17 protein-coding genes are annotated in these 22,360 nt (G+C 71.1%); 11 read left to right on the forward strand and 6 right to left on the reverse strand.

Annotation, left to right across the window (positions count from 1 at the left end):
• Window positions 1-10 precede the first annotated feature (10 nt).
• Together ACNKF0_RS04470 and ACNKF0_RS04475 are read right to left on the reverse strand one after the other, a co-directional pair.
• A complete protein-coding gene (locus ACNKF0_RS04470; protein ID WP_416956099.1) occupies window positions 11-1,381 on the reverse strand; it encodes a hypothetical protein in 1,371 nt (456 codons plus the stop codon).
• Window positions 1,375-1,896 (reverse strand): SigE family RNA polymerase sigma factor, encoded by a 522-nt coding sequence (locus tag ACNKF0_RS04475; protein WP_416956101.1) that lies wholly within the window; start codon window positions 1,894-1,896, stop codon window positions 1,375-1,377. Before ACNKF0_RS04475 ends, ACNKF0_RS04470 begins: the two co-directional genes overlap by 7 nt.
• A 136-nt stretch (window positions 1,897-2,032) precedes the next feature.
• Here ACNKF0_RS04475 and guaB point away from each other — a divergent pair, with 136 nt between their 5' ends.
• Window positions 2,033-3,535 carry an IMP dehydrogenase gene (gene guaB / locus ACNKF0_RS04480; protein ID WP_416956103.1) on the forward strand — a complete coding sequence of 501 codons (1,503 nt, stop codon included), beginning with the start codon at window positions 2,033-2,035 and terminating at the stop codon, window positions 3,533-3,535.
• Between the two features lie 10 nt (window positions 3,536-3,545).
• On the opposite strand, the gene ACNKF0_RS04485 is transcribed toward guaB, so the two are convergent.
• Together ACNKF0_RS04485 and ACNKF0_RS04490 are read right to left on the reverse strand one after the other, a co-directional pair.
• Window positions 3,546-5,189: a CHAP domain-containing protein gene (locus ACNKF0_RS04485; protein ID WP_416956105.1), complete on the reverse strand. Its 1,644-nt coding sequence runs from the start codon at window positions 5,187-5,189 to the stop codon at window positions 3,546-3,548.
• A 147-nt stretch (window positions 5,190-5,336) separates the two neighbouring features.
• Complete coding sequence (locus ACNKF0_RS04490; protein ID WP_416956107.1) at window positions 5,337-6,557, reverse strand: GAF domain-containing protein; 1,221 nt, start codon at window positions 6,555-6,557, stop codon at window positions 5,337-5,339.
• Between the two features lie 104 nt (window positions 6,558-6,661).
• Here ACNKF0_RS04490 and ACNKF0_RS04495 point away from each other — a divergent pair, with 104 nt between their 5' ends.
• From ACNKF0_RS04495 to ACNKF0_RS04510, 4 genes are all read left to right on the forward strand, one after another.
• A complete protein-coding gene (locus ACNKF0_RS04495; RefSeq protein WP_416956109.1) occupies window positions 6,662-8,497 on the forward strand; it encodes an NAD(P)-binding domain-containing protein in 1,836 nt (611 codons plus the stop codon).
• 25 nt (window positions 8,498-8,522) lie between these two features.
• Complete coding sequence (locus ACNKF0_RS04500; RefSeq protein WP_416956112.1) at window positions 8,523-9,230, forward strand: TetR/AcrR family transcriptional regulator; 708 nt, start codon at window positions 8,523-8,525, stop codon at window positions 9,228-9,230.
• 94 nt (window positions 9,231-9,324) lie between these two features.
• Complete coding sequence (locus ACNKF0_RS04505) at window positions 9,325-10,434, forward strand: GuaB3 family IMP dehydrogenase-related protein (protein ID WP_416956114.1); 1,110 nt, start codon at window positions 9,325-9,327, stop codon at window positions 10,432-10,434.
• A 44-nt stretch (window positions 10,435-10,478) separates the two neighbouring features.
• Window positions 10,479-12,191 carry a glycerol-3-phosphate dehydrogenase/oxidase gene (locus ACNKF0_RS04510; RefSeq protein ID WP_416956116.1) on the forward strand — a complete coding sequence of 571 codons (1,713 nt, stop codon included), beginning with the start codon at window positions 10,479-10,481 and terminating at the stop codon, window positions 12,189-12,191.
• On the opposite strand, the gene ACNKF0_RS04515 is transcribed toward ACNKF0_RS04510, so the two are convergent.
• Window positions 12,188-12,715, reverse strand: a complete 528-nt coding sequence (locus tag ACNKF0_RS04515) for a hypothetical protein (RefSeq protein WP_416956118.1) — start codon at window positions 12,713-12,715, stop codon at window positions 12,188-12,190. The two genes, ACNKF0_RS04510 and ACNKF0_RS04515, sit on opposite strands and share 4 nt — an antisense overlap.
• A 122-nt stretch (window positions 12,716-12,837) precedes the next feature.
• Here ACNKF0_RS04515 and ACNKF0_RS04520 point away from each other — a divergent pair, with 122 nt between their 5' ends.
• The 3 genes from ACNKF0_RS04520 to guaA all read left to right on the forward strand — a co-directional run bounded on the left by ACNKF0_RS04520 (window position 12,838) and on the right by guaA (window position 18,011).
• Complete coding sequence (locus tag ACNKF0_RS04520) at window positions 12,838-14,454, forward strand: succinic semialdehyde dehydrogenase (protein WP_416956120.1); 1,617 nt, start codon at window positions 12,838-12,840, stop codon at window positions 14,452-14,454.
• Entirely contained in the window at window positions 14,451-16,187 is a 1,737-nt protein-coding gene (locus ACNKF0_RS04525) for a GMC oxidoreductase (protein WP_416956122.1), read from the forward strand. The genes ACNKF0_RS04520 and ACNKF0_RS04525 overlap by 4 nt, the downstream gene beginning before the upstream one ends.
• 246 nt (window positions 16,188-16,433) lie before the next feature.
• On the forward strand, window positions 16,434-18,011 hold the full coding sequence (guaA, locus tag ACNKF0_RS04530) for a glutamine-hydrolyzing GMP synthase (RefSeq protein WP_416956125.1): 1,578 nt from the start codon (window positions 16,434-16,436) through the stop codon (window positions 18,009-18,011).
• Between the two features lie 72 nt (window positions 18,012-18,083).
• Here guaA and ACNKF0_RS04535 read toward each other — a convergent pair whose 3' ends face one another.
• Window positions 18,084-19,328: a hypothetical protein gene (locus ACNKF0_RS04535; RefSeq protein WP_416956128.1), complete on the reverse strand. Its 1,245-nt coding sequence runs from the start codon at window positions 19,326-19,328 to the stop codon at window positions 18,084-18,086.
• A gap of 513 nt (window positions 19,329-19,841) precedes the next feature.
• Here ACNKF0_RS04535 and ACNKF0_RS04540 point away from each other — a divergent pair.
• The 3 genes from ACNKF0_RS04540 to ACNKF0_RS04550 all read left to right on the forward strand — a co-directional run bounded on the left by ACNKF0_RS04540 (window position 19,842) and on the right by ACNKF0_RS04550 (window position 22,360).
• Window positions 19,842-20,225, forward strand: a complete 384-nt coding sequence (locus ACNKF0_RS04540) for a glyoxalase (protein ID WP_416956130.1) — start codon at window positions 19,842-19,844, stop codon at window positions 20,223-20,225.
• A gap of 90 nt (window positions 20,226-20,315) precedes the next feature.
• Window positions 20,316-22,028, forward strand: a complete 1,713-nt coding sequence (locus ACNKF0_RS04545; RefSeq protein ID WP_416956132.1) for a sodium:solute symporter family protein — start codon at window positions 20,316-20,318, stop codon at window positions 22,026-22,028.
• Between the two features lie 11 nt (window positions 22,029-22,039).
• Entirely contained in the window at window positions 22,040-22,360 is a 321-nt protein-coding gene (locus tag ACNKF0_RS04550; RefSeq protein ID WP_416956134.1) for a hypothetical protein, read from the forward strand.

A 22,360-nucleotide genomic window follows, 5' to 3' on the forward strand; every position in this document is an offset into this window, starting at 1 on the left:
GTTCTTGGGGTCAGCGGATGATCTCGCCGAGGTGGCCGGTCGCGCCCTCGCTCCCGAAGCCGAGCGCGGAGTCTCCGGCCGGCGTGGTCCAGAGGAACCGGTCGCCGGGTGCGGGCCCGTGGGCGACCGTCCACGACGACATGCCCTCGCTGACCCGCAGCAGCCGTCCCTCCTCGAAGTCGTAGAGGTAGGTGCCTCCGGTGGCCCTGTCGTACGCGGTCATGGTCAGGAAGTCGCCACCCGCAACCAGCTGACCGCCCTCGACCCCGTTGTCCTGGACGGTCATGACCTGGTCGCCGTCCGTCGTGACGACCTGGACGCGGTCGTCGCGCACGCCGCCCTCATAGGTGCCGCAGTACTGCGACATGGCGATGCGATCGCCGTCCGCGCTGAAGTCGAGGAGGTTGCACCGCTCGCCGAGCGCGGGGTCGAAGGACGTCTCGTCGCCGGTGGCGAGGTCGCGCACGTGCACCCGACCAGCGGCGCCGTTGGCGGAGTCGGTCCACACCATCGCGTCCTCGGTGAAGGCGAACGCGCCCACCCGAAGGCCCTCGTCGCGCACGTCGCGCACGTGGGTCAGCGACGCCGACCACAGGTCGTACGTGTCGCCCTCCGCATCAGCGTCGTCTGCCTCACCGCCGGGGCCCATCGGCCAGCCGCCCTCGGGGACCTCGCCACGGGTCGCGAGCGCCGGCACGTAGAGGCGACCGTCCGGGCCGATCCGGACGCCCCACGGGCCGTCGATCGCGGGGAGGCCGGTCCAGCGTAACGTGCTCCAGGTGTCGCTCGCACGGTCGAAGACGTGTGCTGTGAGCGCCATCGCCCCGTCGTCACCGGACTCCGCTGGCTCGCCGGGGCCGACCAGCACGAGCCGTTGCTCGCTGAGCTCGACGGCCCACAGCTGGCTCTGGCCGATCTCGCGCGCCTCCGGCAGCCAGTCCTTCTCACCGGTCCCGGGGTCCATGAGCGCGAATCGCGGGTAGAGCTGGGTGGACCGCGGACCGTCCCGGAAGAGGACGAGGCCGTCGTCGGTGACCCCGTCGAAGTACTGTCCGTTGTCGGCGTCGAGGTCCTCGTTGGTGTACGCCGCCAGCTCGCGGTAGTCCTGGCCCTCGACGGCCGGCCCGGCGTCGGTGAGGCGGACGGTCGGCCCCACCGGACGGGGGACGCCGGCTGCCGCGAGGTCGGCCGGCGCGGGGTCGAGCCAGGCGACCGACCCGAGCGCGATGGCGCCCGCTGCGAGCGACGTTCCCGCGACGACCGCCGCGCGCCGGACGCGTACCCGGCGCCGACCTCGGCCGAGCACGGCCCTCATGTCCGTACGGTCGTGGGGCGGGCTGGCCGAGGCCTCCCGCATCAGCTCGCGCAGCTCGTTCACCATGACACCGCTCCCTCGGACTGCTCGCTGGTCGGCGAGTCGCTCAACACGGACCGGAGTGAGAACAGCGCACGCGAGGTCTGGCTCTTCACGGTGCCCTCGGTGCACCTCAGCAGGGCGGCCGTCTCCGCGACCGAGAGGTCCTCGAAGTAGCGCAGCACCACGCACGCGCGCTGCCGCGGTGCGAGGTCGGCCAGCGCGGACATCAACGTCTCCCGGGTCGCCACGGCGGTGGCGACGTCCTCGCCGCTGGCCGTCGTGGGGTCGGCCTCCTGCGGCCGCTCGGTGCTGGACCGCCGCCTGGCGTGGTCGAGGCACGCGCTCATCACGGCCTTGCGGGCGTAGGCGAGCTCGCCGCCGTTGCGCTCCAGCCGCGGCCACCGGACGTACACCCGGATCAGGCCCTCCTGGACGAAGTCCGAGGCCCGCTCCCAGTCGCCGCACATCAGGTAGGCGGTGCGCCGGAGGTGTGCTCGCGACGACGCGGCGAACTCCACGAACGCCGCCTCGTCACGCACTGTTCTGCTCCATGTCCGTCTGAACGCAGTGATGCCGCCGGGAGGTTGCACGTGCGTCCCGGCAATCCTCGACCACCCCTGGACCAGCCGGGTCACCCGGGCCGGGCGCCCTGCCGCCGCACCGTAGAATGGCCGCGTGGAGATCCCGGAGAAGTTCGCTGCGCTCGGCCTCACCTACGACGACGTGCTGCTGCTGCCGGGGGAGTCCGACCTCGCCCCGAGCGACATCGACACCACCACCCGCCTGACCCGCGAGATCTCGATCCGGGTCCCGCTCATCAGCGCGGCCATGGACACCGTGACCGAGGCGCGGATGGCGATCGCCATGGCCCGCGAGGGCGGCATCGGCGTCCTGCACCGCAACCTCTCCATCGAGGACCAGGCCCGCCAGGTCGACCTGGTCAAGCGCACCCAGACCGGGATCATCTCCAACCCCGTCACCATCGGCCCCGACGCGACGCTGGAGGAGCTCGACCGGCTGTGCGGTGAGTACCGCGTCTCCGGCCTGCCGGTCGTCGACCTCGACGACCACCTGCTCGGCATCATCACCAACCGCGACCTGCGCTTCACCCCCGTCGCGGAGTGGGCGACCACCAAGGTCGACGAGGTGATGACCCGCGACGGCCTGATCACCGGGCACGTCGGGATCTCCCGCGACGAGGCCACCACCCTCCTGCGCGCCCACAAGCGCGAGCGCCTGCCGCTCGTCGACGCTGAGGGCCGGCTCAGCGGCCTGATCACCGTGAAGGACTTCGTCAAGGGCGAGCAGTTCCCGCACGCGTCCTACGACGCCGACGGCCGGCTGCTGGTCGGTGCGGCCATCGGCTACTTCGGCGACGCGTGGGAGCGCGCGACCACGCTGGTCGAGGCCGGCGTCGACGTGCTCGTCGCCGACACCGCCCACGGCCACGTGCACCTCCTGCTCGACATGGTCCGCCGGCTCAAGTCCGACCCGGCGACGAAGCACGTGCAGGTCATCGGCGGCAACGTCGCGACCCGCGAGGGCGCGCAGGCGTTCGTCGACGCGGGCGCCGACGCCGTCAAGGTGGGCGTGGGGCCTGGCTCGATCTGCACCACCCGCGTCGTCACGGGCGTGGGCGTGCCGCAGGTGACCGCGGTCTACGAGGCGTCGCTGGCCACCAAGCCGGCCGGCGTCCCGCTGATCGCCGACGGCGGCATGAAGCACTCCGGAGAGATCGCCAAGGCCCTCGTCGCCGGAGCCGACGCGGTGATGGTGGGCTCGATGCTCGCCGGCTGCGAGGAGTCGCCGGGCGACGTCGTGTTCGTCAACGGCAAGCAGTTCAAGTCCTACCGCGGCATGGGCTCGCTCGCCGCGATGAGCAGCCGCGGCAAGAAGTCCTACTCCAAGGACCGGTACTTCCAGGCCGAGGTCGCCAGCGACGACAAGATCGTGCCCGAGGGCATCGAGGGCCAGGTCGCCTACCGCGGGCCGCTGTCCGCGGTCGCGCACCAGCTCGTCGGCGGGCTCAACCAGTCGATGTTCTACGTCGGCGCCCGCACCATCCCCGAGCTGCAGGACAAGGGCCGGTTCGTCCGGATCACGTCGGCCTCGCTCAAGGAGAGCCACCCCCACGGCGTGCAGATGACCGTCGAGGCGCCCAACTACAGCGGCAGCTGACCCGCGCTCCTCAGGGAGCGGAGCTGCTCCGGGCCGGCAGCGGGTCGACGACGGCCGGCGTCGGGCGGGCCAGCAGGCGTGGTCCGGAGCGCGTCACCACGAACAGGCCGGCCCCGCGACGCATCACCAGACCGGGCGAGCGGGTGAGGTCACGCGGGGCGCGCACGCGCACCGGCAGGCGCGAGGGCTGGCCGGGCACCGCGCTCCGCACCACGACGGCACCGGTGCGGTCGGTGGCCACCACGTGCAGGCCGCCACCGGCCTCACCCACGGCCGGTGAGGCGTACGGCGACCACTGCCCGGCGAGCGCAGCGGGCCGGGTCCACCGACGACCGGCGAGGGTGCGTACGACGAGGCGTCCCGTCGCGCTCACCTGGTGCAGCCGCGTGGTGCCGTCACCGGCGGTGGTGAGCGCGGGCGTCGAGGTGGGCGACGCCGTCGGTCCGGCCAGCCGCTGCAGGCGACCGCGCTCGAGCGATTGGGCGAAGGTCGCGCCCCGTGCGCCGACCGCGACCAGCCACGTACGGCCGGTCGCGTCCGTGCCGAGCACGGGCGCGGTGTGGGTCGACCAGGACGCCGGCCGTCCGACGCGGTCGGGACGACTCCAGCGACCCGCGCGGGTGAGGCGCCGGGTGAGGAGCGTGCCGTCCGCCGAGACCGTCGCGAGCACCGGTCGGCGGGTGCGAGACGGGGCGAGCGCGGGGCTCGCGGTCGGGGCCGAGGTGCCGACCGGGCGCAGGACGAGGCGCCCGCGACGCGTCGTACCGACCAGGACCCCACCGTCACGTGTCGTGGCGGCGACCCACGGCCGCCCGCGGTGGTCGAGGCTCAGCGCCGGCGCGACCAAGGATGTGAAGGCGCCCCGGGTGCCGGCGACGCGGGCCGGTCGGCCGGGGGCGGCCACGAGCAGCGTGCCGCTGTCGTCGACGCGCGCGGTCCACGACCCGCCGCGGTCGTCGGACACCGCGACGACGGGCCGGTCCGAGCCGACCAGCGGCGAGGGAGCGACGTCGGCGAGGTGCAGGTAGCGGAACTCGCCGACCGGGACCGTGCGGGTGCCGTAGCCGCCGGGCGAGGCGTGGTTGTACTCCTCGATCGTCACGGTCCCGGGGCCGATCGCGCTCACCCACGCCACGTGGCCGACGCGCCCCGCGTCGGTCTGCGCGACGGCACCGATGGCGGGCACGGAGTCCACCCGGTAGCCCAGCCGGCGCGCCACGTCGTCCCAGCGGTTGGCATTGCCCCAGTGCTCGCCCCGGTAGTGGTTGGCGAAGCCCGCGAGGCCGTTGCGCTCGTGCAGGCGCCAGGAGACGAAGCTGGTGCAGTTGCGGAGCACGAAGCCCCACGGGTCGCCGATCGAGCCGTTGATCGACCAGACGTTGCGGGCACACGTCGGCCGCGGCCCGCGCGGGTCGTAGAGGTGGCCGGAGACCGGGTCCAGGACCGGCGGCGGAGGCGGCGGGGGCTCGACGACGGGCGCCGGTGACTCGCCCGGCTGGCCCGGCTGGCCGGGTTGTCCGGGCTGCTGGCCGGGCTCGGGAGCGGGCGGGGGAGCCGGCGCGGGCTCCTCGATCGGCGCCTGCGGGACGATCGGGCACTGGCCCTGCCAGGCCCACGGGTAGTCGTCGGCCGCGTGCGCTGCCGCGGTGCCCACACCCAGCACCCCACTGGCCAGGCAGGTCGCCGCGACAGCGCGCGCGAGCCTTCTGCTCCCTCGTCTCCCCACCTGCACGACGGTAGGCAGGGCGTCAGGGGTGCGTGACCGTCTTTGCCGAGCCGTGCACGAGCCGTTGCCGAACGCTCACACGTCGGCGCGCCACCGGCGTACGACCGGTGCGGAGGAGCGTGGCATCGCCGAGATCCGGTCGCCGCGGACCTCCGTCGACAGACCGGGCGCCAGGCGGTAGGGCGCGGAGAGCAGGAGGCTCCCCGCGAGGCGGCGCAGCCGCGACATCTCGGCACGGACCGTGACGGTGCGGCCGGGGTCGGCGAACAGGTCCTCGGAGAGCTGGGTCGCCGTCCGCCCCTCCGCGCCGGAGGTCAGCAGCGACAGCAGGATCTCGGCGTGCCGCGGCGACAGGCTGCGCGACCACGAGCCGCTGGAGCCGGTGACCCGCAGGCGGGGGTCCCCGTCGAGCTCGAGCACCAGCGACGACGTCGACGGCTCGGCCCGCTCGTCGCCCTCGAGGCGCAGCAGCCAGCCGCCGTCGAGCGGCTCCGCGGTGGCGTGTCCGAGCGTGGGAAGCCACACCCGGCCGGCGACGAGGCGATCGGGCAGCGCCACCCGGTCGGGGCTGCGGCTGCCGATCGCGGCAGCCAGGTGCCCGGCGTGGTCGATGGCGAGGGCGTCACCGCTCAGCCCGGCCAGCAGGGGAGCCGCGCGTGCCCGCAGTCGGTCGAGGTCGGCGCGGTGCCTGGCGACCAGCTCGGACGAGGTCATCTGCGCCGCCAGCTGCACGAGCGCGAGCTCGGCGGGGTGCATGCCGCGGCTCGGGCCGCTGACGTCGAGCACGCCGAGGGTGCGACCGGTCCACGGGTCGACGAGCGGCGCCGCGGCGCAGCCCCACCGTGTGTGCGACTCGACGAAGTGCTCGGGCCCCTGCACGTGGACGGCGGTGCCCAGGACGAGGGCGGTGCCGATCGCGTTGGTGCCGACGTTGGCCTCGGTCCACGCGGAGCCGCCGACGAACCCGAGGCCGTCGGCCATCCGCCGCACCGCGCTGCTGCCCAGGCGCCACAGCACCCGCCCCTCGGCGTCGGCCACGACCACCAGCTGCCCGGCGTCGACGACAGGTGCGAGCGACTCGGCGAGGCGGGGCACCAGGTCGGCCAGGCCGCTCGCGGCACGGCGTCGCTCCAGCTCGAGCTCGACGAGCGGCGGGATCTCGGCGCCCGCGCCCGGGTCGAGGCCGGTGGCGGCCACGCGTCGCCACGAGGCCGCGATCTCGGTGCGGGCCCGCGGTCCGTGCGCGCCACCGGACATCGCAGCCTCACGGCTGCGGTGCAGCTCGCGGTCGGTCATGGGTGTCCCTCCGGGCCGGGCCCGTTGCAACGTCTCGCAACCCTGTCGCCACCCGGCGTACGAGGTGTGTGCTCGGTCACACCAGCGTAGGCGAAGGAGAGACGATGACCCAGACCCTGGAACCCGAGACCGCCAGCGACTCGAGAGACCCGCAGGCACGCGTCGACGCGTGGCTCGCCCGCTTCGAGGCCGCAGTGTCCGCCGGAGACGGCGAGGCGGCGGCCGGGCTGTTCGCGACCGACTGCTACTGGCGCGACCTGGTGGCCTTCACCTGGAACATCAAGACCTTCGAGGGTCACGACCAGGTGGCCGGGCTCGTGGCCGACGTCGGGGCGCGGGTCGCCCCGTCGGGCATGGCGACCACCGAGCCTCCCGACGAGGCCGACGGCGTCGTGACGGCGTGGATCGGCTTCGAGACCGCGGTGGGTCGGGGCAACGGCCTGCTCCGCCTGACCCAGGAGGACGGCGACGACCGGGCGTGGACGCTGCTGACGGCGCTCTACGAGCTCAAGGGCCACGAGGAGCCGCGCGGCACCCACCGACCGATGGGCACCCACCACGGCGCGACCAAGGACCGGGTCACGTGGCAGGAGCGGCGTCAGGCGGAGGCCGAGAGCCTCGGCAGCACGACGCAGCCGTACGTCCTCGTCGTCGGCGGCGGCCAGGGCGGGATCGCGCTCGGCGCCCGCCTCCGCCAGCTGGGCGTGCCCAGCCTGGTCATCGACAAGCACCCGCGTCCAGGCGACCAGTGGCGCAACCGCTACAAGTCGCTCTGCCTGCACGACCCGGTCTGGTACGACCACCTGCCCTACCTGAAGTTCCCCGACAACTGGCCGGTCTTCGCGCCCAAGGACAAGATCGGCGACTGGCTCGAGTCCTACGTGTCGATCATGGAGGTGCCCTACTGGTCGAGCACCGTCGCCACCAGTGCGACCTGGTCGGACGAGACGCAGCAGTGGACGGTCGAGGTCGAGCGCGAGGGCAAGCCGCTCACGCTCCGGCCGACCCAGCTGGTCTTCGCCACCGGGATGAGCGGCAAGCCGCGCATCCCCGACCTGCCCGGCACGGACGTCTTCCGCGGCGACGTGCACCACTCGTCCGCCCACCCCGGCCCCGACGCGTACGCCGGCAAGAAGGCCGTCGTGATCGGGAGCAACAACTCCTCCTTCGACATCTGCGGCGCGCTGTGGGAGCACGACGCCGACGTGACGATGGTGCAGCGCTCGTCCACCCACATCGTCAAGAGCGACAGCCTGATGGAGCTCGGGCTCGGCGACCTCTACTCCGAGCGCGCGCTGGCCGCGGGCGTGACGACCGAGAAGGCCGACCTCATCTTCGCCTCGCTGCCGTACCGGATCCTGCACACCTTCCAGATCCCCGCCTACGAGGCGATGGCCGAGAAGGACAAGGACTTCTACGAGCGGCTCGAGGCGTCCGGGTTCCGCCACGACTGGGGCGACGACGGCTCGGGGCTGTTCATGAAGTACCTCCGCCGCGGCTCGGGCTACTACATCGACGTCGGTGCCGCCGAGCTCGTCGCCAACGGTGACGTGAAGCTCGTGCAGGGCCAGGTCGACCACCTCACCGAGGACGCGGTCGTGCTCGAGGACGGGACGACGCTTCCTGCCGACGTGGTCGTCCTCGCCACCGGCTACAACTCGATGAACGGCTGGGTGGCCGACCTGGTCGACCAGGAGACGGCGGACCGGCTGGGCAAGTGCTGGGGACTCGGGTCGGAGACGACCAAGGACCCCGGCCCGTGGGAGGGCGAGCAGCGCAACATGTGGAAGCCGACGCAGGTCGACAACCTCTGGATGCACGGCGGCAACCTCCACCAGTCGCGGCACTACTCCCTCTACCTCGCGCTGCAGCTCAAGGCGCGCCACGAGGGGATCGAGACGCCCGTCCACGGGCTCCAGGAGGTCCACCACATCGGGTAGCACCCGGGTCACCTAGGCTCGCGGGGTGGAGCAGGACGCCGCCCCGGAGCGCCGCTCGTACGACGCCAGCGGGCGCCGCGCGGCCGCCGAGCGACGACGGATCCACGTCGCCGAGGTGGCCGCGCGGCTGTTCGCCGAGCGGGGCTGGAGCGGTACCACCCTCGCCCTGGTCGCTGCCGAGTCGGAGGTGTCCGTCGAGCTGGTGACCAAGACCTTCGGCACCAAGGCCGGTGTCTTCATGGCGGCCTTCCGGTCCGCCGGGTTCGGGCGCCGCGGCGGGCTGCTGGAGGCCTTCGCCGCCCTGCGGCTCGACGAAGAGCCCGACGTCGAGGTGCGGGTCGACCGGTTCGTCGAGCTCGCCTGCAGCATCGTCGTACCGATGGGTCCGCTGGTGTCGGTGCTGGGGCACGGCGCCGAGCAGGACCCGGACCTGCGCGAGCTCGTCCGCGGCGCGCACCTCGGCCACGCGGCGGTGTGCGAGGACGTCGTGCGGCTGCTCGCGCGGGGGGAGCCGGCGCCGGACGCCGTCGACGAGGTCTACCTGCTGACCCGCGCGGAGACCTACCTGACGCTCGCGCAGCACCGCGGCTGGACGGTCGAGCGGTACGCCGCGTGGCTGCGCCGGTCGCTGCGCACGGCCATCGACGGGGCGACCGACGGACCGACCGGCGGACCTCCCAGCAGCTCGATCGGCGGAAGTGTGCCACCCGCCCCAGAATTGGGTACCATCTGATCGGATCCAAACGTGGGGTATGGATCCCGGGTCCAGAAGGTCCGGTCGGGTGGGGGCCCGGCCGGGCCTGCTGCTCGCCGATAGGCTGCCAGTCATGAGCGAGATCGACATCGGCCGTGCCAAGCGCGGTCGCCGCGCCTACTCCTTCGACGACATCGCGATCGTGCCCTCCCGGCGCACCCGCGACCCGGAGGAGGTCAGCACCGCCTGGCAGATCGACGCCTACCGCTTCGACATCCCCGTGCTGGCCGCGCCGATGGACTCCGTCATGTCTCCCTCGACGGCGATCGCCCTGGGGCAGATGGGTGGCCTCGGGGTGCTCAACCTCGAGGGCCTCTGGACGCGCTACGACGACCCGACCGGCCTGCTGGAGGAGGTGGCCGGACTCCAGGGCGCCGACGCCACCCGCCGGATGCAGGAGATCTACACCGAGCCGATCAAGCCCGAGCTGATCACCGCGCGCCTCAAGGAGGTGCGCGCCGCCGGTGTCACCGTGGCCGGGTCGCTGTCGCCACAGCGCACCAAGGAGCACGTGAAGGCCGTCGTCGACGCAGGGGTCGACATGTTCGTCATCCGCGGCACGACCGTCAGCGCCGAGCACGTGAGCAGCAACGCCGAGCCGCTCAACCTCAAGGAGTTCATCTACGAGCTGGACGTCCCCGTCATCGTGGGCGGCTGTGCGACCTACCAGGCCGCGCTCCACCTCATGCGCACCGGCGCCGCCGGTGTGCTCGTCGGCTTCGGCGGCGGGGCCGCCCACACCACCCGTACGGTCCTCGGCGTCGCCGTGCCGATGGCGAGCGCGGTCGCCGACGTGGCCGCCGCCCGCCGTGACTACCTCGACGAGTCCGGCGGCCGCTACGTCCACGTCATCGCCGACGGCTCCATCGGCAGCTCGGGCGACATCGCCAAGGCCATCGCGTGCGGTGCCGACGCGGTGATGATCGGCTCGCCGCTCGCCCGTGCCAGCGAGGCCCCGGGCCGGGGCTTCCACTGGGGGAGCGAGGCGACGCACGCCGAGCTCCCGCGCGGCCAGCGGGTCGGCTTCGAGCCGGTCGGGTCGCTGGAGGAGATCATGTTCGGTCCCTCGCGCACCGCCGACGGCACGATGAACCTCGTCGGCGCCCTGCGTCGCGCCATGGCGACCACGGGCTACACCGAGCTCAAGGAGTTCCAGCGCATCGAGGTCGTCGTCCAGCACTGATCCTCGGCCGGTCCGGGCTGGGGCGCCCCTGAGACACTGACCGCATGACGCTCGCCAAGGCCCTCGATGCCGACCAGCGCGCCGACGCGCTCCAGCAGCTGGGGTCCGGCGAGCTCGACGTGCTGGTCGTCGGCGGCGGCATCGTCGGCGTGGGCGCCGCGCTCGACGCGGTCACGCGCGGCCTCAAGGTGGGCCTCGTCGAGCAGCGTGACCTCGCCTCCGGCACCTCCTCGCGCTCGTCGAAGCTGGTGCACGGCGGACTGCGCTACCTGGAGATGTTCGACTTCGCGCTGGTCAAGGAGGCGCTGGAGGAGCGCGGCCTGCTGCTCACCCGGCTCGCGCCGCACCTGGTCCGGCCCGTGCCGTTCCTCTACCCGCTCGAGCACGCGTGGGAGCGCCCCTACGTCGGTGCCGGCGTCGCGCTCTACGACACGATGGCGATGACGGGCAAGTACGACATGGGCGTGCCGAAGCACAAGCACGTCTTCCGCAAGCAGCTCGCCCGGATGGCACCCGACATCCGCACCGACGACCTCCACGGCGCGATCCGCTACTACGACTGCCAGGTCGACGACGCCCGGCTGGTGATGACCATCGCCCGCACTGCCGCCAACAACGGCGCCCACGTGGCGACCCGGACCAAGGTGACCGGCTTCCTGCGCGAGGGCGACCGCGTCGTCGGCGTACGGGCCCGCGACCTCGAGGGCCAGCGCGACCTCGAGATCCGAGCCCGCGTCGTCATCAACGCGGCCGGCGTGTGGACCGACGAGGTGCAGGACCTGGTGGGCGGCGAGGCGCAGCTCGACGTCGACGCCAGCAAGGGCATCCACGTCGTCGTGCCCAAGGACCGGATCCGGTCCGAGTGCGGCTTCATCACCAAGACCGAGAAGTCCGTGCTGTTCGTGATCCCGTGGGACCAGTTCTGGATCATCGGCACGACCGACACGGCCTGGGACCTCGACCTGGCCCACCCCGCCGCCAGCAAGACCGACATCGACTACGTGCTCGAGCACGCCAACCGGCTCCTCAAGGACCCGCTCGACCACCGTGACGTGGTGGGGGTCTACGCCGGCCTCCGCCCGCTCCTCAAGCCGATGCGCAAGGAGGGCGACATGGGGGAGACCACCAAGCTCTCCCGCGAGCACACCGTCGCCAACCCCGTGCCCGGCCTCGTGCTGGTCGCCGGCGGCAAGCTGACGACGTACCGCGTCATGGCGCGCGACGCCGTCGACCACGCGATCCGTGACTTCGACGCCACCCCCGCCTCGATCACCGACCGGGTGCCGCTGATGGGGGCGTGGGGCCACGAGGCGCGCACCAACCAGCGGGTCGCGCTCAGCCGCGCGTCCGGCCTCGAGATCGGGATGATCGACCACCTGCTCGGTCGCTACGGCGGGCTCGTCGACGAGCTGCTCGCCCTGATCCACCGTCGTCCCGATCTCGGCGAGCCCCTGCCCGGGGCCGAGCACTACCTGCGCGCCGAGGTGCTCTACGCCGTCACCCACGAGGGCGCGCGCCACCTCGACGACGTGCTGGCCAGGCGTACGCGCGTGTCGATCGAGACCTTCGACCGCGGGATCGCCGCCGCCAGGCCGGCAGCCGAGCTGATGGCCGAGGCGCTGGGCTGGGACGAGGCGCAGCTCACGGACGAGGTCGATCACTACCTGCGACGCGTCGAGGCCGAGCGGCAGAGCCAGCTCATGCCGACCGACCAGGAGGCCGACGAGGCGCGGGTCCGGGCCCCCGACATCGTCTAGAGCCGCTGGATCGGACCCGGCGCCGACAGGCCGAAGGCCTCGCGCAGGCCGGAGCGCTTGCCGCCGGCCTCCAGCGCGTCGGCGACCTTGCCGACCGGTCGGGCACCCGGCCACACGTGCACCACCATCAGGACCAGCGAGACGGCGGCGCCGCCGAGGTAGGTGAGGATGCTGCCGTCGGGCAGCACGAACGCGGCGGCGACCGAGGCGATCGCGATGAACTCCGCGATGGCGAACCGCATGATCATCAGCGCCTGCCAGCGGGTACGGGCCTGCGCGGCCGCCTCGTCGTCGGAGAGGTCCGCGGCCAGGGCCGGGGTGCGGTAGCCGACGGTCTCGAGCAGCAGGTGCGCGGCGACGCCGGCCAGCACCTGCACCGCCAGCGGCAGGAGGGGGAACGCGTCCGGTGCGGGCAGCACCACCGTCAGGGCGACCCCGATCACGACCAGGGCGCCCATGAGCGAGCCGGCCAGGATGCGGGTGGACAGGGCGAAGGGCGCGGAGGCGGGCACCGGCGTCGTCATGCGGCGAGCCTAGACGCAGCGGGCGCCCGGACGCCGTTGGACAAATATGGACGATATGTCGAATGCTGGGACGAAGTGACCAACCGGTAGCAACGGCGTCGACCGCGACCTACGCTGCACGAATGAGTGAGCAGACCCCCGCCTCAGGTCCCATCACCGACGGGCCCGCGGACCCCGAGCACGACGCGACCGCGGCCTACGGCCTCGACCGGGCCTACGTCGCCAGCCTCACGCGGCGCCTCGTCAGCACCACCGGGGACACGGTCGCCGTGGCGTCGCCGATCGGCGGCACGCCGCTCGCGCACGTCCCCCAGTCGAGTCCCGCCGACGTCGCCGAGGCGTTCACCCGGGCCCGCCGCGCCCAGGTGTCGTGGGCGGCCACCTCCGTCGACGACCGGGCCGCGGCGCTGCTCCGCCTGCACGACCTGCTGCTCGACCGGCAGCAGGAGCTCATCGACCTGGTGGTGTGGGAGTCGGGCAAGGCCCGCAAGGACGCGTACCTCGAGGTCGCGCACCTCGCGCTCACGGCGCGCTACTACGCCCGCACCGCCCACGAGCACCTCGACACCCGGCGGGTCGGCGGCATGTTCCCGGTGCTCACCCGGGCCGAGGTCAACCGGGTGCCGAAGGGCGTCGTCGGCATCATCTCGCCCTGGAACTACCCCCTCTCGATGGCGCTCTGCGACGGCATCCCGGCGCTGCTGGCCGGCAACGCCGTGGTGTCCAAGCCCGACGCCCAGACCGTGCTGACGGCGCTGCTCGCCGCGCAGCTCCTCGAGGAGGCGGGCATCCCGGCCGAGACGTGGCAGGTCGTCGCCGGCCCCGGTCCCGAGGTGGGCGGCGCGATCGTCGCCCACGCCGACTACGTCTGCTTCACCGGCTCGACCGCCACCGGCCGGCTCATCGCGCGGGGGTGCGCCGAGCGGCTCATCGGCTGCTCCCTCGAGCTCGGTGGCAAGAACCCGATGCTCGTGCTCCGCGACGCCGACGTCCAGCGGGCCGCCGAGGGTGCCACCCGCGCGGTCTTCTCCAACGCCGGCCAGCTGTGCGTGTCGATGGAGCGCCTCTTCGTCGCCGACCAGGTCTACGACCGCTTCGTCGACGCCTTCGTCTCGCGCACGCAGGCGATGACCCTCGGCGCCAGCCAGGACTGGTCGGTCGACATCGGCTCGCTGATCTCCCAGGCCCAGCTCGACACGGTGACCCGTCACGTCGAGGACGCCGTCGCCAAGGGTGCGCGCGTGCTCACCGGCGGCCGGCACCGTCCCGACCTCGGCCCCTTCGTCTTCGAGCCCACGATCCTCGAGGGCGTCTCGGCCGACATGGAGTGCTTCGGCAAGGAGACCTTTGGCCCGGTCGTCTCGCTCTACCGGTTCCACAGCGAGGACGAGGCGGTCGAGCGCGCCAATGACGGCAGCTACGGTCTCAACGCCTCGGTCTGGACCCGCGACGCTGCGCGCGGTCGCGCGCTCGCACGTCGCATCAGGTGCGGCACCGTCAACGTCAACGAGGCCTACGGCGCGACGTTCGGCTCGCTGGGCGCCCCGATGGGGGGCATGCGCGAGTCCGGCCTCGGCCGCCGCCAGGGCGCCGAGGGCATCCACCGCTACACCGAGGCACAGTCCGTCGCCACGCAGCGACTCATGCCGATCGCGCCCATGTTCGGGATGTCGGAGGAGACCAACGCCAAGGTCATGACCGGGGCGCTGCGGCTGATGAACAAGCTGGGCCTGGCATGAGGTCCACCCCGCAAACCGCCCCCGAGGCCACGCACTACGACGTCCTCGTCGTGGGGTCGGGCTTCGGCGGCTCGGTCACGGCCCTGCGGCTGACCGAGAAGGGCTACTCGGTCGGGGTGCTCGAGGCGGGGGCCCGCTTCGCCGACGACGAGCTGCCGGAGCACGGCGGCGACGTGAAGAAGTTCCTCTTCCGCCCGGAGGCCGGTCTCTACGGCATCCAGCGCATCGACATCGTCCACGACTGCTTCATCCTCGCCGGCGCCGGTGTGGGCGGCGGCTCCCTCAACTACGCCAACACCCTCTACGAGCCCCCGGAGCCCTTCTTCCAGGACCCGCAGTGGTCGCACATCACGGACTGGAGGTCCGAGCTGGCGCCCTACTACGACCAGGCCAAGCGGATGCTGGGGGTCACGACGTACGCCAGGACCACGCCCGCCGACGTGGCGATGAAGAAGGTCGCCGACGAGATGGGGGTCGGCCACACGTTCGTGCCGACGCCCGTGGGCGTCTTCTTCGGGGAGCCCGGGCAGGCCGAGGGTGAAACGGTGCCCGACCCGTTCTTCGGCGGCGCCGGGCCGGAGCGGTCCACCTGCATCAACTGCGGCTCGTGCATGACCGGCTGCCGGCACAACGCGAAGAACACCCTGGTCAAGAACTACCTCCACCTCGCCGAGGGCAACGGCGCGGTCGTGCACCCGCTGACCACCGTCACCGACGTACGACCCCGCGCCGGGGGCGGGTACGAGGTCACGGCCCGCTGGACCAAGGCCAAGCTGTCGCGCCGGCGAGCGGTCAGGACCTTCACCGCCGACCACGTCGTGTTCTCCGCCGCCGCGATCGGCACGCAGCGCCTGCTGCACCGCCTCAAGGCCGAGGGCTCGCTGCCCGGGATCTCCGACCGGCTCGGCGTCCTCACGCGCACCAACTCCGAAGCCATCCTCTGGGCCACCGCCAACGACGACGCCGTCGACTGGACGGACGGCGTCGCGATCACCTCGAGCTTCCACCCCGACGAGCACACGCACGTCGAGCCCGTCCGCTACGGCCGCGGTCGCAACGTGATGCCGCTGATGGCGACCGTGCTCGTCGACGAGGTGCTCGGCGAGAAGCGGTGGCGCACGTGGGGCAAGGAGCTGTGGCGCCAGCGCGACGGGCTGCGCGACCTCTACTCGCTCGACACGTGGTCGCGTCGCACCGTGGTCGCCCTCGTCATGCAGACGCTCGACAACTCGATCACCACGGTGTGGCGCAAGCGCGGCGGCTTCGGCTACCTGTCGTCGACCCAGGGCCACGGCGCCCCCAACCCCACCTACATCGCACCTGCCTACGACGCCGTACGCCGGCTGGCGCGGATCATGGGCGCCCGTCGGGCCTACGGCGCGATCGGCGAGCCGCTCGGGATGCCGTTGACGGCGCACTTCATCGGCGGCTGCGCCATCGGCGACTCGCCCGCGACCGGTGTCGTGGACCCCTACCAGCGCCTCTACGGCTACGACGGCCTGCACGTGGTCGACGGCTCGGCGGTGTCGGCGAACCTCGGGGTCAACCCGTCGCTCACGATCACCGCACAGGCGGAGCGCGCGATGTCGTTCTGGCCCAACAAGGGCGAGGCCGACCCGCGCCCGGCGCTCGGCTCGGCCTACCGCCGGCTCACCCCGGTGGCGCCGAAGAACCCCGCCGTCCCGGAGGCCGCGCCGGGAGCACTGCGCCTGCCCATCGTCGGCGTGAGCTGAAAACACCCGATCGGGCCGTAACCACCTCTCGGAGACATCGTTGGGCCGGGTGAGGGACCCGGCAGTCATGCTCCCTCCCAAGGGCCGGGTCTCTCGTCCCGTCGCTGCTCGCAGTGGCTGGGAGCCAAAGCCCCAGGGCCCGATCACCCTCCCTCCCCGATCGGGCCCTGGGGCGATTTCGGACCGCGTCTTGGCCGCGTCTCGGCCCCGTCCCGACTCGGGGGCGTACGTCGATAGACTCGGCGCGTGACGCAGCCTGGAGAGCACGACCTGGTCCTCGTCGTCGACTTCGGGGCGCAGTACGCCCAGCTGATCGCGCGGCGCGTCCGCGAGGCGCGGGTCTACTCCGAGATCGTTCCGCACACCATGCCGGTGGCAGAGATGCTCGCGCGCAAGCCGAAGGCGATCATCCTGTCCGGCGGCCCGTCGAGCGTCTACGCCGAGGGCGCCCCGGGCATCGACTCCGGTGTCTTCACGGCCGGGGTGCCGGTCTTCGGCATGTGCTACGGCTTCCAGCTGATGGCCAAGGGCCTCGGCGGCGAGGTCGCCCACACCGGCGCGCGCGAGTACGGACGTACGCCGGTCGTGGTCTCCGAGCCGGGCACCCTCCTCGAGGGCCTCCCGGCCGAGCACAAGGTCTGGATGTCGCACGGAGACTCCGTCGCGCGGGCACCCGAGGGCTTCACCGTGCTCGCCTCCACCGAGGACACCCCGGTCGCCGCCTTCGAGGACGTGGGCCGCGGCCTCGCCGGCGTCCAGTGGCACCCGGAGGTCCTGCACTCCGAGCACGGCCAGAAGGTGCTCGAGCACTTCCTGCACCACATCGCCGGCGCGCGCCAGACGTGGACCATGCTCAACATCGCCGAGGAGCAGATCGAGCGCGTCCGCGAGCAGATCGGCGACAGCGGCCTGGCGATCTGCGGCCTGTCCGGCGGCGTCGACTCCGCCGTGGCGGCCGCCATCGTGCAGCGCGCCATCGGCGACCGCCTCCACTGCGTCTTCGTCGACCACGGCCTGCTCCGCGAGGGCGAGGCCGAGCAGGTCGAGCGCGACTTCGTCGCCGCGACCGCCGTCAACCTCCACGTCTACGACGCGCGCGAGACGTTCCTGTCCGCCCTCGCCGGGGTCACCGACCCGGAGGAGAAGCGCAAGATCATCGGTCGCGAGTTCATCCGCGCCTTCGAGGCAGCCGAGGTGCAGGTGCTCGGCGAGGCGGCCGAGCACGGCGACAAGGTGGGCTTCCTCGTGCAGGGCACGCTCTACCCCGACGTCGTGGAGTCCGGCGGCGGTGCCGGCACCTCCAACATCAAGTCGCACCACAACGTCGGCGGCCTGCCCGAGGACCTCGAGTTCGCACTCGTGGAGCCGCTCCGCACCCTGTTCAAGGACGAGGTCCGCCTCGTCGGCGAGCAGCTCGGCCTGCCGGCGGAGATGGTGTGGCGCCAGCCGTTTCCCGGCCCGGGCCTGGGCATCCGGATCATCGGCGAGGTCACGGCCGACCGCCTCGACATCCTGCGCCGCGCCGACGCCATCGCCCGCCAGGAGCTCACCCGCGCCGGCCTCGACCGCGACATCTGGCAGATGCCGGTCGTGCTCCTCGCCGACGTCCGCTCCGTCGGCGTCCAGGGCGACGGCCGCACCTACGGCCACCCCGTCGTGATCCGTCCGGTCACCTCCGAGGACGCGATGACCGCCGACTGGGCCCGCCTGCCCTACGAGGTGATGGAGGGCATCTCCACGCGGATCACCAACGAGGTCGAGGAGATCAACCGGGTCACCCTCGACATCACCTCCAAGCCTCCGGGCACCATCGAGTGGGAGTGAGCTTCCGCATACCTCGATAGATGGCCGGTGTCAGGAGCGCATCTTTCGCGTGCCAAGTGCCCTAGGCAGGACTCAGGACGCATGTCTCCGGTCGTGCTTCGACAGCCGCCAGAGGAAGTACATGTCCTCTAGTTCAACCTGTTGCTTGTCCTCGAAGTACTTCGTCATGGGCAGCGCTGCAGAACCCGCCATGGTGGCGACCCCAGCTCCGATGACCAGAGGGGCAGCAGTCAAGAGTCCGACCGTCGTTGTAACCGCACCCACCACTACTGACGCGCCTGTCTTCCGACTCCAAGCACGCTCAGCGGCGGCCAGTCGGCTGATTATGCGAGCGATGTCGACCTGAATGACGTCTTCGTGTATTTCGGCTGCCACTTGCGAAGGGTTCTCGACGGCCCCTGCCTGGACTCGCTCGCGAACTGCCAGTCTGATCGAGTTTCTGAATTGCTCGAAGTACGTCCATTCGTCGGTTCGGATTTGGAGAAGCTCCTTAGTTGAGACCCCCTCCAAATATGGTAACTCGAGGTGGAATGCGACCAGCCCCGCCTGTATCTCCGGGTCCGGCGCTTGATGTACCAATTCATCCTGCAGGGCTGCTGACGCGGCAAGCGGCACGCCCAATCGCCGGGCTGCTGCGACATCGGCCACTCCCATGAACAGGTTGCTACCGACCACTGCGCTCGCCGCTTCGTGCAACATCTCGTCGGTGATCTCAGCGTCGACGTCGACTGGCAGCACCTGACTCGACTCCCACCAAGGATGCGACAGTCGAACTAGCGGTTCACCGTTAAGCCCCTCGCGGTGAATTGTATACTCATGGGCGATTCGTTCGACCATTGCGTCGGCAGTCTCAGTTACATGCTGCAAGCCGAGGTCGTCCAGCCAGTCATGAAGTTCGTGGGCACCGCTTGGAACTGGCTTATCCATGAATACCAATAAGTCCGAAGCGCCGATAGCCTTTAGATGACTCAAAAGGTCCACATACTCCAGAATCCTAAACTGGGCATAATTGGGGTCTCGTTGATAGTCGCTTAGGATTCTGCTTGCGGAGGGACCGACGATCACGACCTGATCGAAGTAGTGCCATACGCGTTTAAAAAGAACATCAACCTGCAACTTCATGCATTCGGCCCCCGGGCACGAGATTGGCGGCCCGGACAAGTCGAGGACACTGCCGGCAAGGATTGAGTGACGGTCCAGGGTCGGCACCTGGGTTTCGTTGACTGTAGTGAGGTGTTCAACGATAGCGGCGCGCTGCCGCGGATCGGCCAGCACGCGCTCGGCATCACGACGTGACAGGACGTTGTTTGTTTCCATCCATTGCTCAAGCCAATCTGAGGACAAAGCAATTCCCTTCCATTGTGCAGGCGTTGCGCGATGTAATCGCGACACGAGCGGGCCGATAATCGCACAGTTGTGACAGTTGCGAGCTGAATTGCTTAGCTCAAGGTTCCATGCCGTTCGCGGAGGCGCCCTGGGGCGGTTCGGTCACAGCATGCGCCACCCCACCCTGGCTGGCTACTGGCAACAGGGAGTCTCACCACTCCCAGTCCTCCCGGGCCAGGGGGACTGCCAGCATGGGTTCAGCAACACAATCGCCGTCTCCCTACCCGGCCAGCTGCAAGTGCTCATCCACTATCGGGAGGGGGTGCGACGTGGCTGGGCAACACACCTCTATCGCGCGACAGAAGACGGCGGAGTCCCAAGTTCGCGGTGACTCCTTTAGTCCGCAATGCCTTGTTTCGAGGCTTGTTGTGCTCACGCTTGATCTACCGAGGCTTGAGCTCGCACTGGCCCCATTGGCGGCCGTACTCCCGTTGTCTTGTCCCCATGTCGCGCGCGTTGCACCACCTGGACCTGTGGATCGACGAGGTGGCCACCGCGGAGGGGGAGTGGGGGTGGCTGTTCGCGTGGTGTGACTGGCGGCGCGAGAAGGGAGTGTTGTCGTGGGTGCACCCCGACGGCACCTACCTGTTCATGGAGCACTCGCCCCACCAGCACGGCGAGCACGATCGGCTGCGGCCGGGCGTCAACCACCTCGCGCTCACGGTCGGCACCCGGGCCGATCTCGACCGGATGCGGGCGGAGTCGACCGAGCACGGCTGGCACGAGATGTACGCCGACCGCTACCCGCACGCCGGTGGCGAGCAGCACGTCGCGCTCTACCTGGAGAGCTCCGAGGGCTTGGAGGTGGAGGTCGTCGTCGGCGACTGACCTCCCGAGGGGTGGTCGCGCCCGCCGTCGCCCGGGTCTAGGTTTCTCGGTGGCCCCAACTGAATCACCGCTGACGCTCGGGAGGAACGCGTGTCCGAAACCCTGATCAACGCGACCTGGCTGGACTACCTGCTGGTCGCGATCTACTTCGGCTTCGTGCTCGGCATCGGCGTGATGGCCCGGCGGTCGGTGTCGGACTCGATCGACTTCTTCCTCTCGGGTCGTTCGCTCCCCGCCTGGGTGACCGGTCTCGCCTTCATCTCCGCCAACCTCGGGGCCGTCGAGATCATGGGCATGTCGGCCAACGGTGCCGAGCTCGGCCTGCCGACGTTCCACTACTTCTGGGTCGGCGCGGTCCCGGCGATGCTGTTCCTCGGCGTCGTGATGATGCCGTTCTACTACGGCTCGAAGGTGCGCTCCGTGCCGGAGTTCATGTTCCGACGGTTCGGGACGGGCGCGCACCTCGTCAACGCGATCAGCTTTGCGGTCGCGCAGCTGCTGATCGCGGGTGTCAACCTCGCGCTGCTGGCGGGGATCGTACGTGCCCTGCTCGGCTGGGAGATCTGGATCGCGCTGATCGTGGCTGGCGTCGTGGTCCTCTCCTACATCACCCTCGGCGGACTGAGCGCGGCGATCTACAACGAGGTGCTGCAGTTCTTCGTCATCGTGGCCTCCCTGGTCCCGCTCACGCTGATCGGCCTGCACCGCGTCGGTGGCTGGGACGGACTGACCGACAAGATCACCGCCGCGTCTGCCGGGGCGTCGTCCGCGTCCGAGGCGCCGCCAGCGGACCAACAGCTCAACGCCTGGCCGGGCCAGGCGCTCTCCGGCTTCGACTCCCCGCTCCTGTCGGTCATCGGCATCGTCTTCGGGCTCGGCTTCGTGCTGTCCTTCGGCTACTGGACGACCAACTTCGTCGAGGTGCAGCGGGCGATGGCCTCCGACTCCATCTCCTCGGCCCGCAAGACGCCGATCATCGGCTCCTTCCCCAAGATGTTCATCCCCTTCATCGTCATCGTGCCGGGCATGATCTCCGCCGTCCTGGTGAAGGAGATGATCGACCTCAAGAACGGCGGCAGCCCCGAGGGCGGCGCGTCCGGGGAGGGCGTCGCCTACAACGACGCGCTGCTGCTCCTGATGCGCGACGTCCTGCCCAACGGGCTGCTCGGCCTCGCGATCGCCGGCCTGCTCGCGGCCTTCATGGCCGGGATGGCGGCCAACATCTCCGCCTTCAACACGGTCTTCTCCTACGACCTGTGGCAGCGCTACATCCGCAAGGACCACTCCGACGACTACTACCTGCGGATCGGCCGGATCGCCACCGTGGGCGCGACGGTCGTCGCGATCTTCACCGCCCAGATCGCGCTCGGCTACGACAACGTCATGAACTACCTCCAGACGCTGTTCGGGTTCTTCAACGCACCGCTGTTCGCGACCTTCATCCTGGGCATGTTCTGGAAGCGGATGACCCCGACGGCCGGCTGGGTGGGACTCGTGGCCGGCACCCTGTCGGCCGTCGCGGTCGACCGCACCGCGGCGGCCGGTGTCTTCGAGCTGTCCGGCCAGGGGGTGGCCTTCCTCGCGGCGTCGGTCGCCTTCGTGGTCGACATCGTGCTGAGCGTCGTGGTCTCCCTGGTGACCAAGCCCAAGCCCGCCTCCGAGCTCAGGGGCCTGGTCTACTCCGAGACGCCGCGCGAGGAGCGCACCGACCCCAACGAGGCGTCGTACCCCTGGTGGCGCCGCACGCTCCCGCTCGCCGGCATCTCGCTCGCGATGGTCATCATCCTCAACTTCGCCTTCTGAGAGGGGCCACCATGACCGACACGTCCGGCACGTCCGACACCTCAGCCGCTCCGCACAAGGCCGGCGCGTTCGACATCCGCAACATCATCGGCGCCCTCATGGGCATCTACGGCGTGATCCTCGTGCTCGCCGGGCTCCTGGGCGAGCACGAGCCGGACAAGACCGGGGGCATCAACGCCAACCTGTGGACCGGGCTGGCGCTGATCGTGGTCGCCGCCGTCTTCATCGGCTGGGCGCGGCTGCGGCCCATCGTCGTGCCGGAGAACTTCGACCGGCCCGACGACGACCCGACCCGCCCGGCCCCGCAGCGGAAGCGCCCCCCGTCCCACTGA

Source organism: Nocardioides sp. T5, assembly GCF_048161455.1.
In the GTDB taxonomy this organism is placed as follows: domain Bacteria; phylum Actinomycetota; class Actinomycetes; order Propionibacteriales; family Nocardioidaceae; genus Nocardioides.

Coding starts and splice junctions, on each gene's coding strand:
- ACNKF0_RS04520 (WP_416956120.1), top strand. CDS start 12,838: ATGAGTGAGCAGACCCCCGCCTCAGGTCCCATCACCGACGGGCCCGCG.
- ACNKF0_RS04490 (WP_416956107.1), bottom strand. CDS start 6,557: ATGACCGACCGCGAGCTGCACCGCAGCCGTGAGGCTGCGATGTCCGGT.
- ACNKF0_RS04535 (WP_416956128.1), bottom strand. CDS start 19,328: ATGGAAACAAACAACGTCCTGTCACGTCGTGATGCCGAGCGCGTGCTG.
- ACNKF0_RS04540 (WP_416956130.1), top strand. CDS start 19,842: ATGTCGCGCGCGTTGCACCACCTGGACCTGTGGATCGACGAGGTGGCC.
- ACNKF0_RS04525 (WP_416956122.1), top strand. CDS start 14,451: ATGAGGTCCACCCCGCAAACCGCCCCCGAGGCCACGCACTACGACGTC.
- ACNKF0_RS04510 (WP_416956116.1), top strand. CDS start 10,479: ATGACGCTCGCCAAGGCCCTCGATGCCGACCAGCGCGCCGACGCGCTC.
- ACNKF0_RS04505 (WP_416956114.1), top strand. CDS start 9,325: ATGAGCGAGATCGACATCGGCCGTGCCAAGCGCGGTCGCCGCGCCTAC.
- ACNKF0_RS04495 (WP_416956109.1), top strand. CDS start 6,662: ATGACCCAGACCCTGGAACCCGAGACCGCCAGCGACTCGAGAGACCCG.
- ACNKF0_RS04470 (WP_416956099.1), bottom strand. CDS start 1,381: ATGGTGAACGAGCTGCGCGAGCTGATGCGGGAGGCCTCGGCCAGCCCG.
- ACNKF0_RS04515 (WP_416956118.1), bottom strand. CDS start 12,715: ATGACGACGCCGGTGCCCGCCTCCGCGCCCTTCGCCCTGTCCACCCGC.
- ACNKF0_RS04550 (WP_416956134.1), top strand. CDS start 22,040: ATGACCGACACGTCCGGCACGTCCGACACCTCAGCCGCTCCGCACAAG.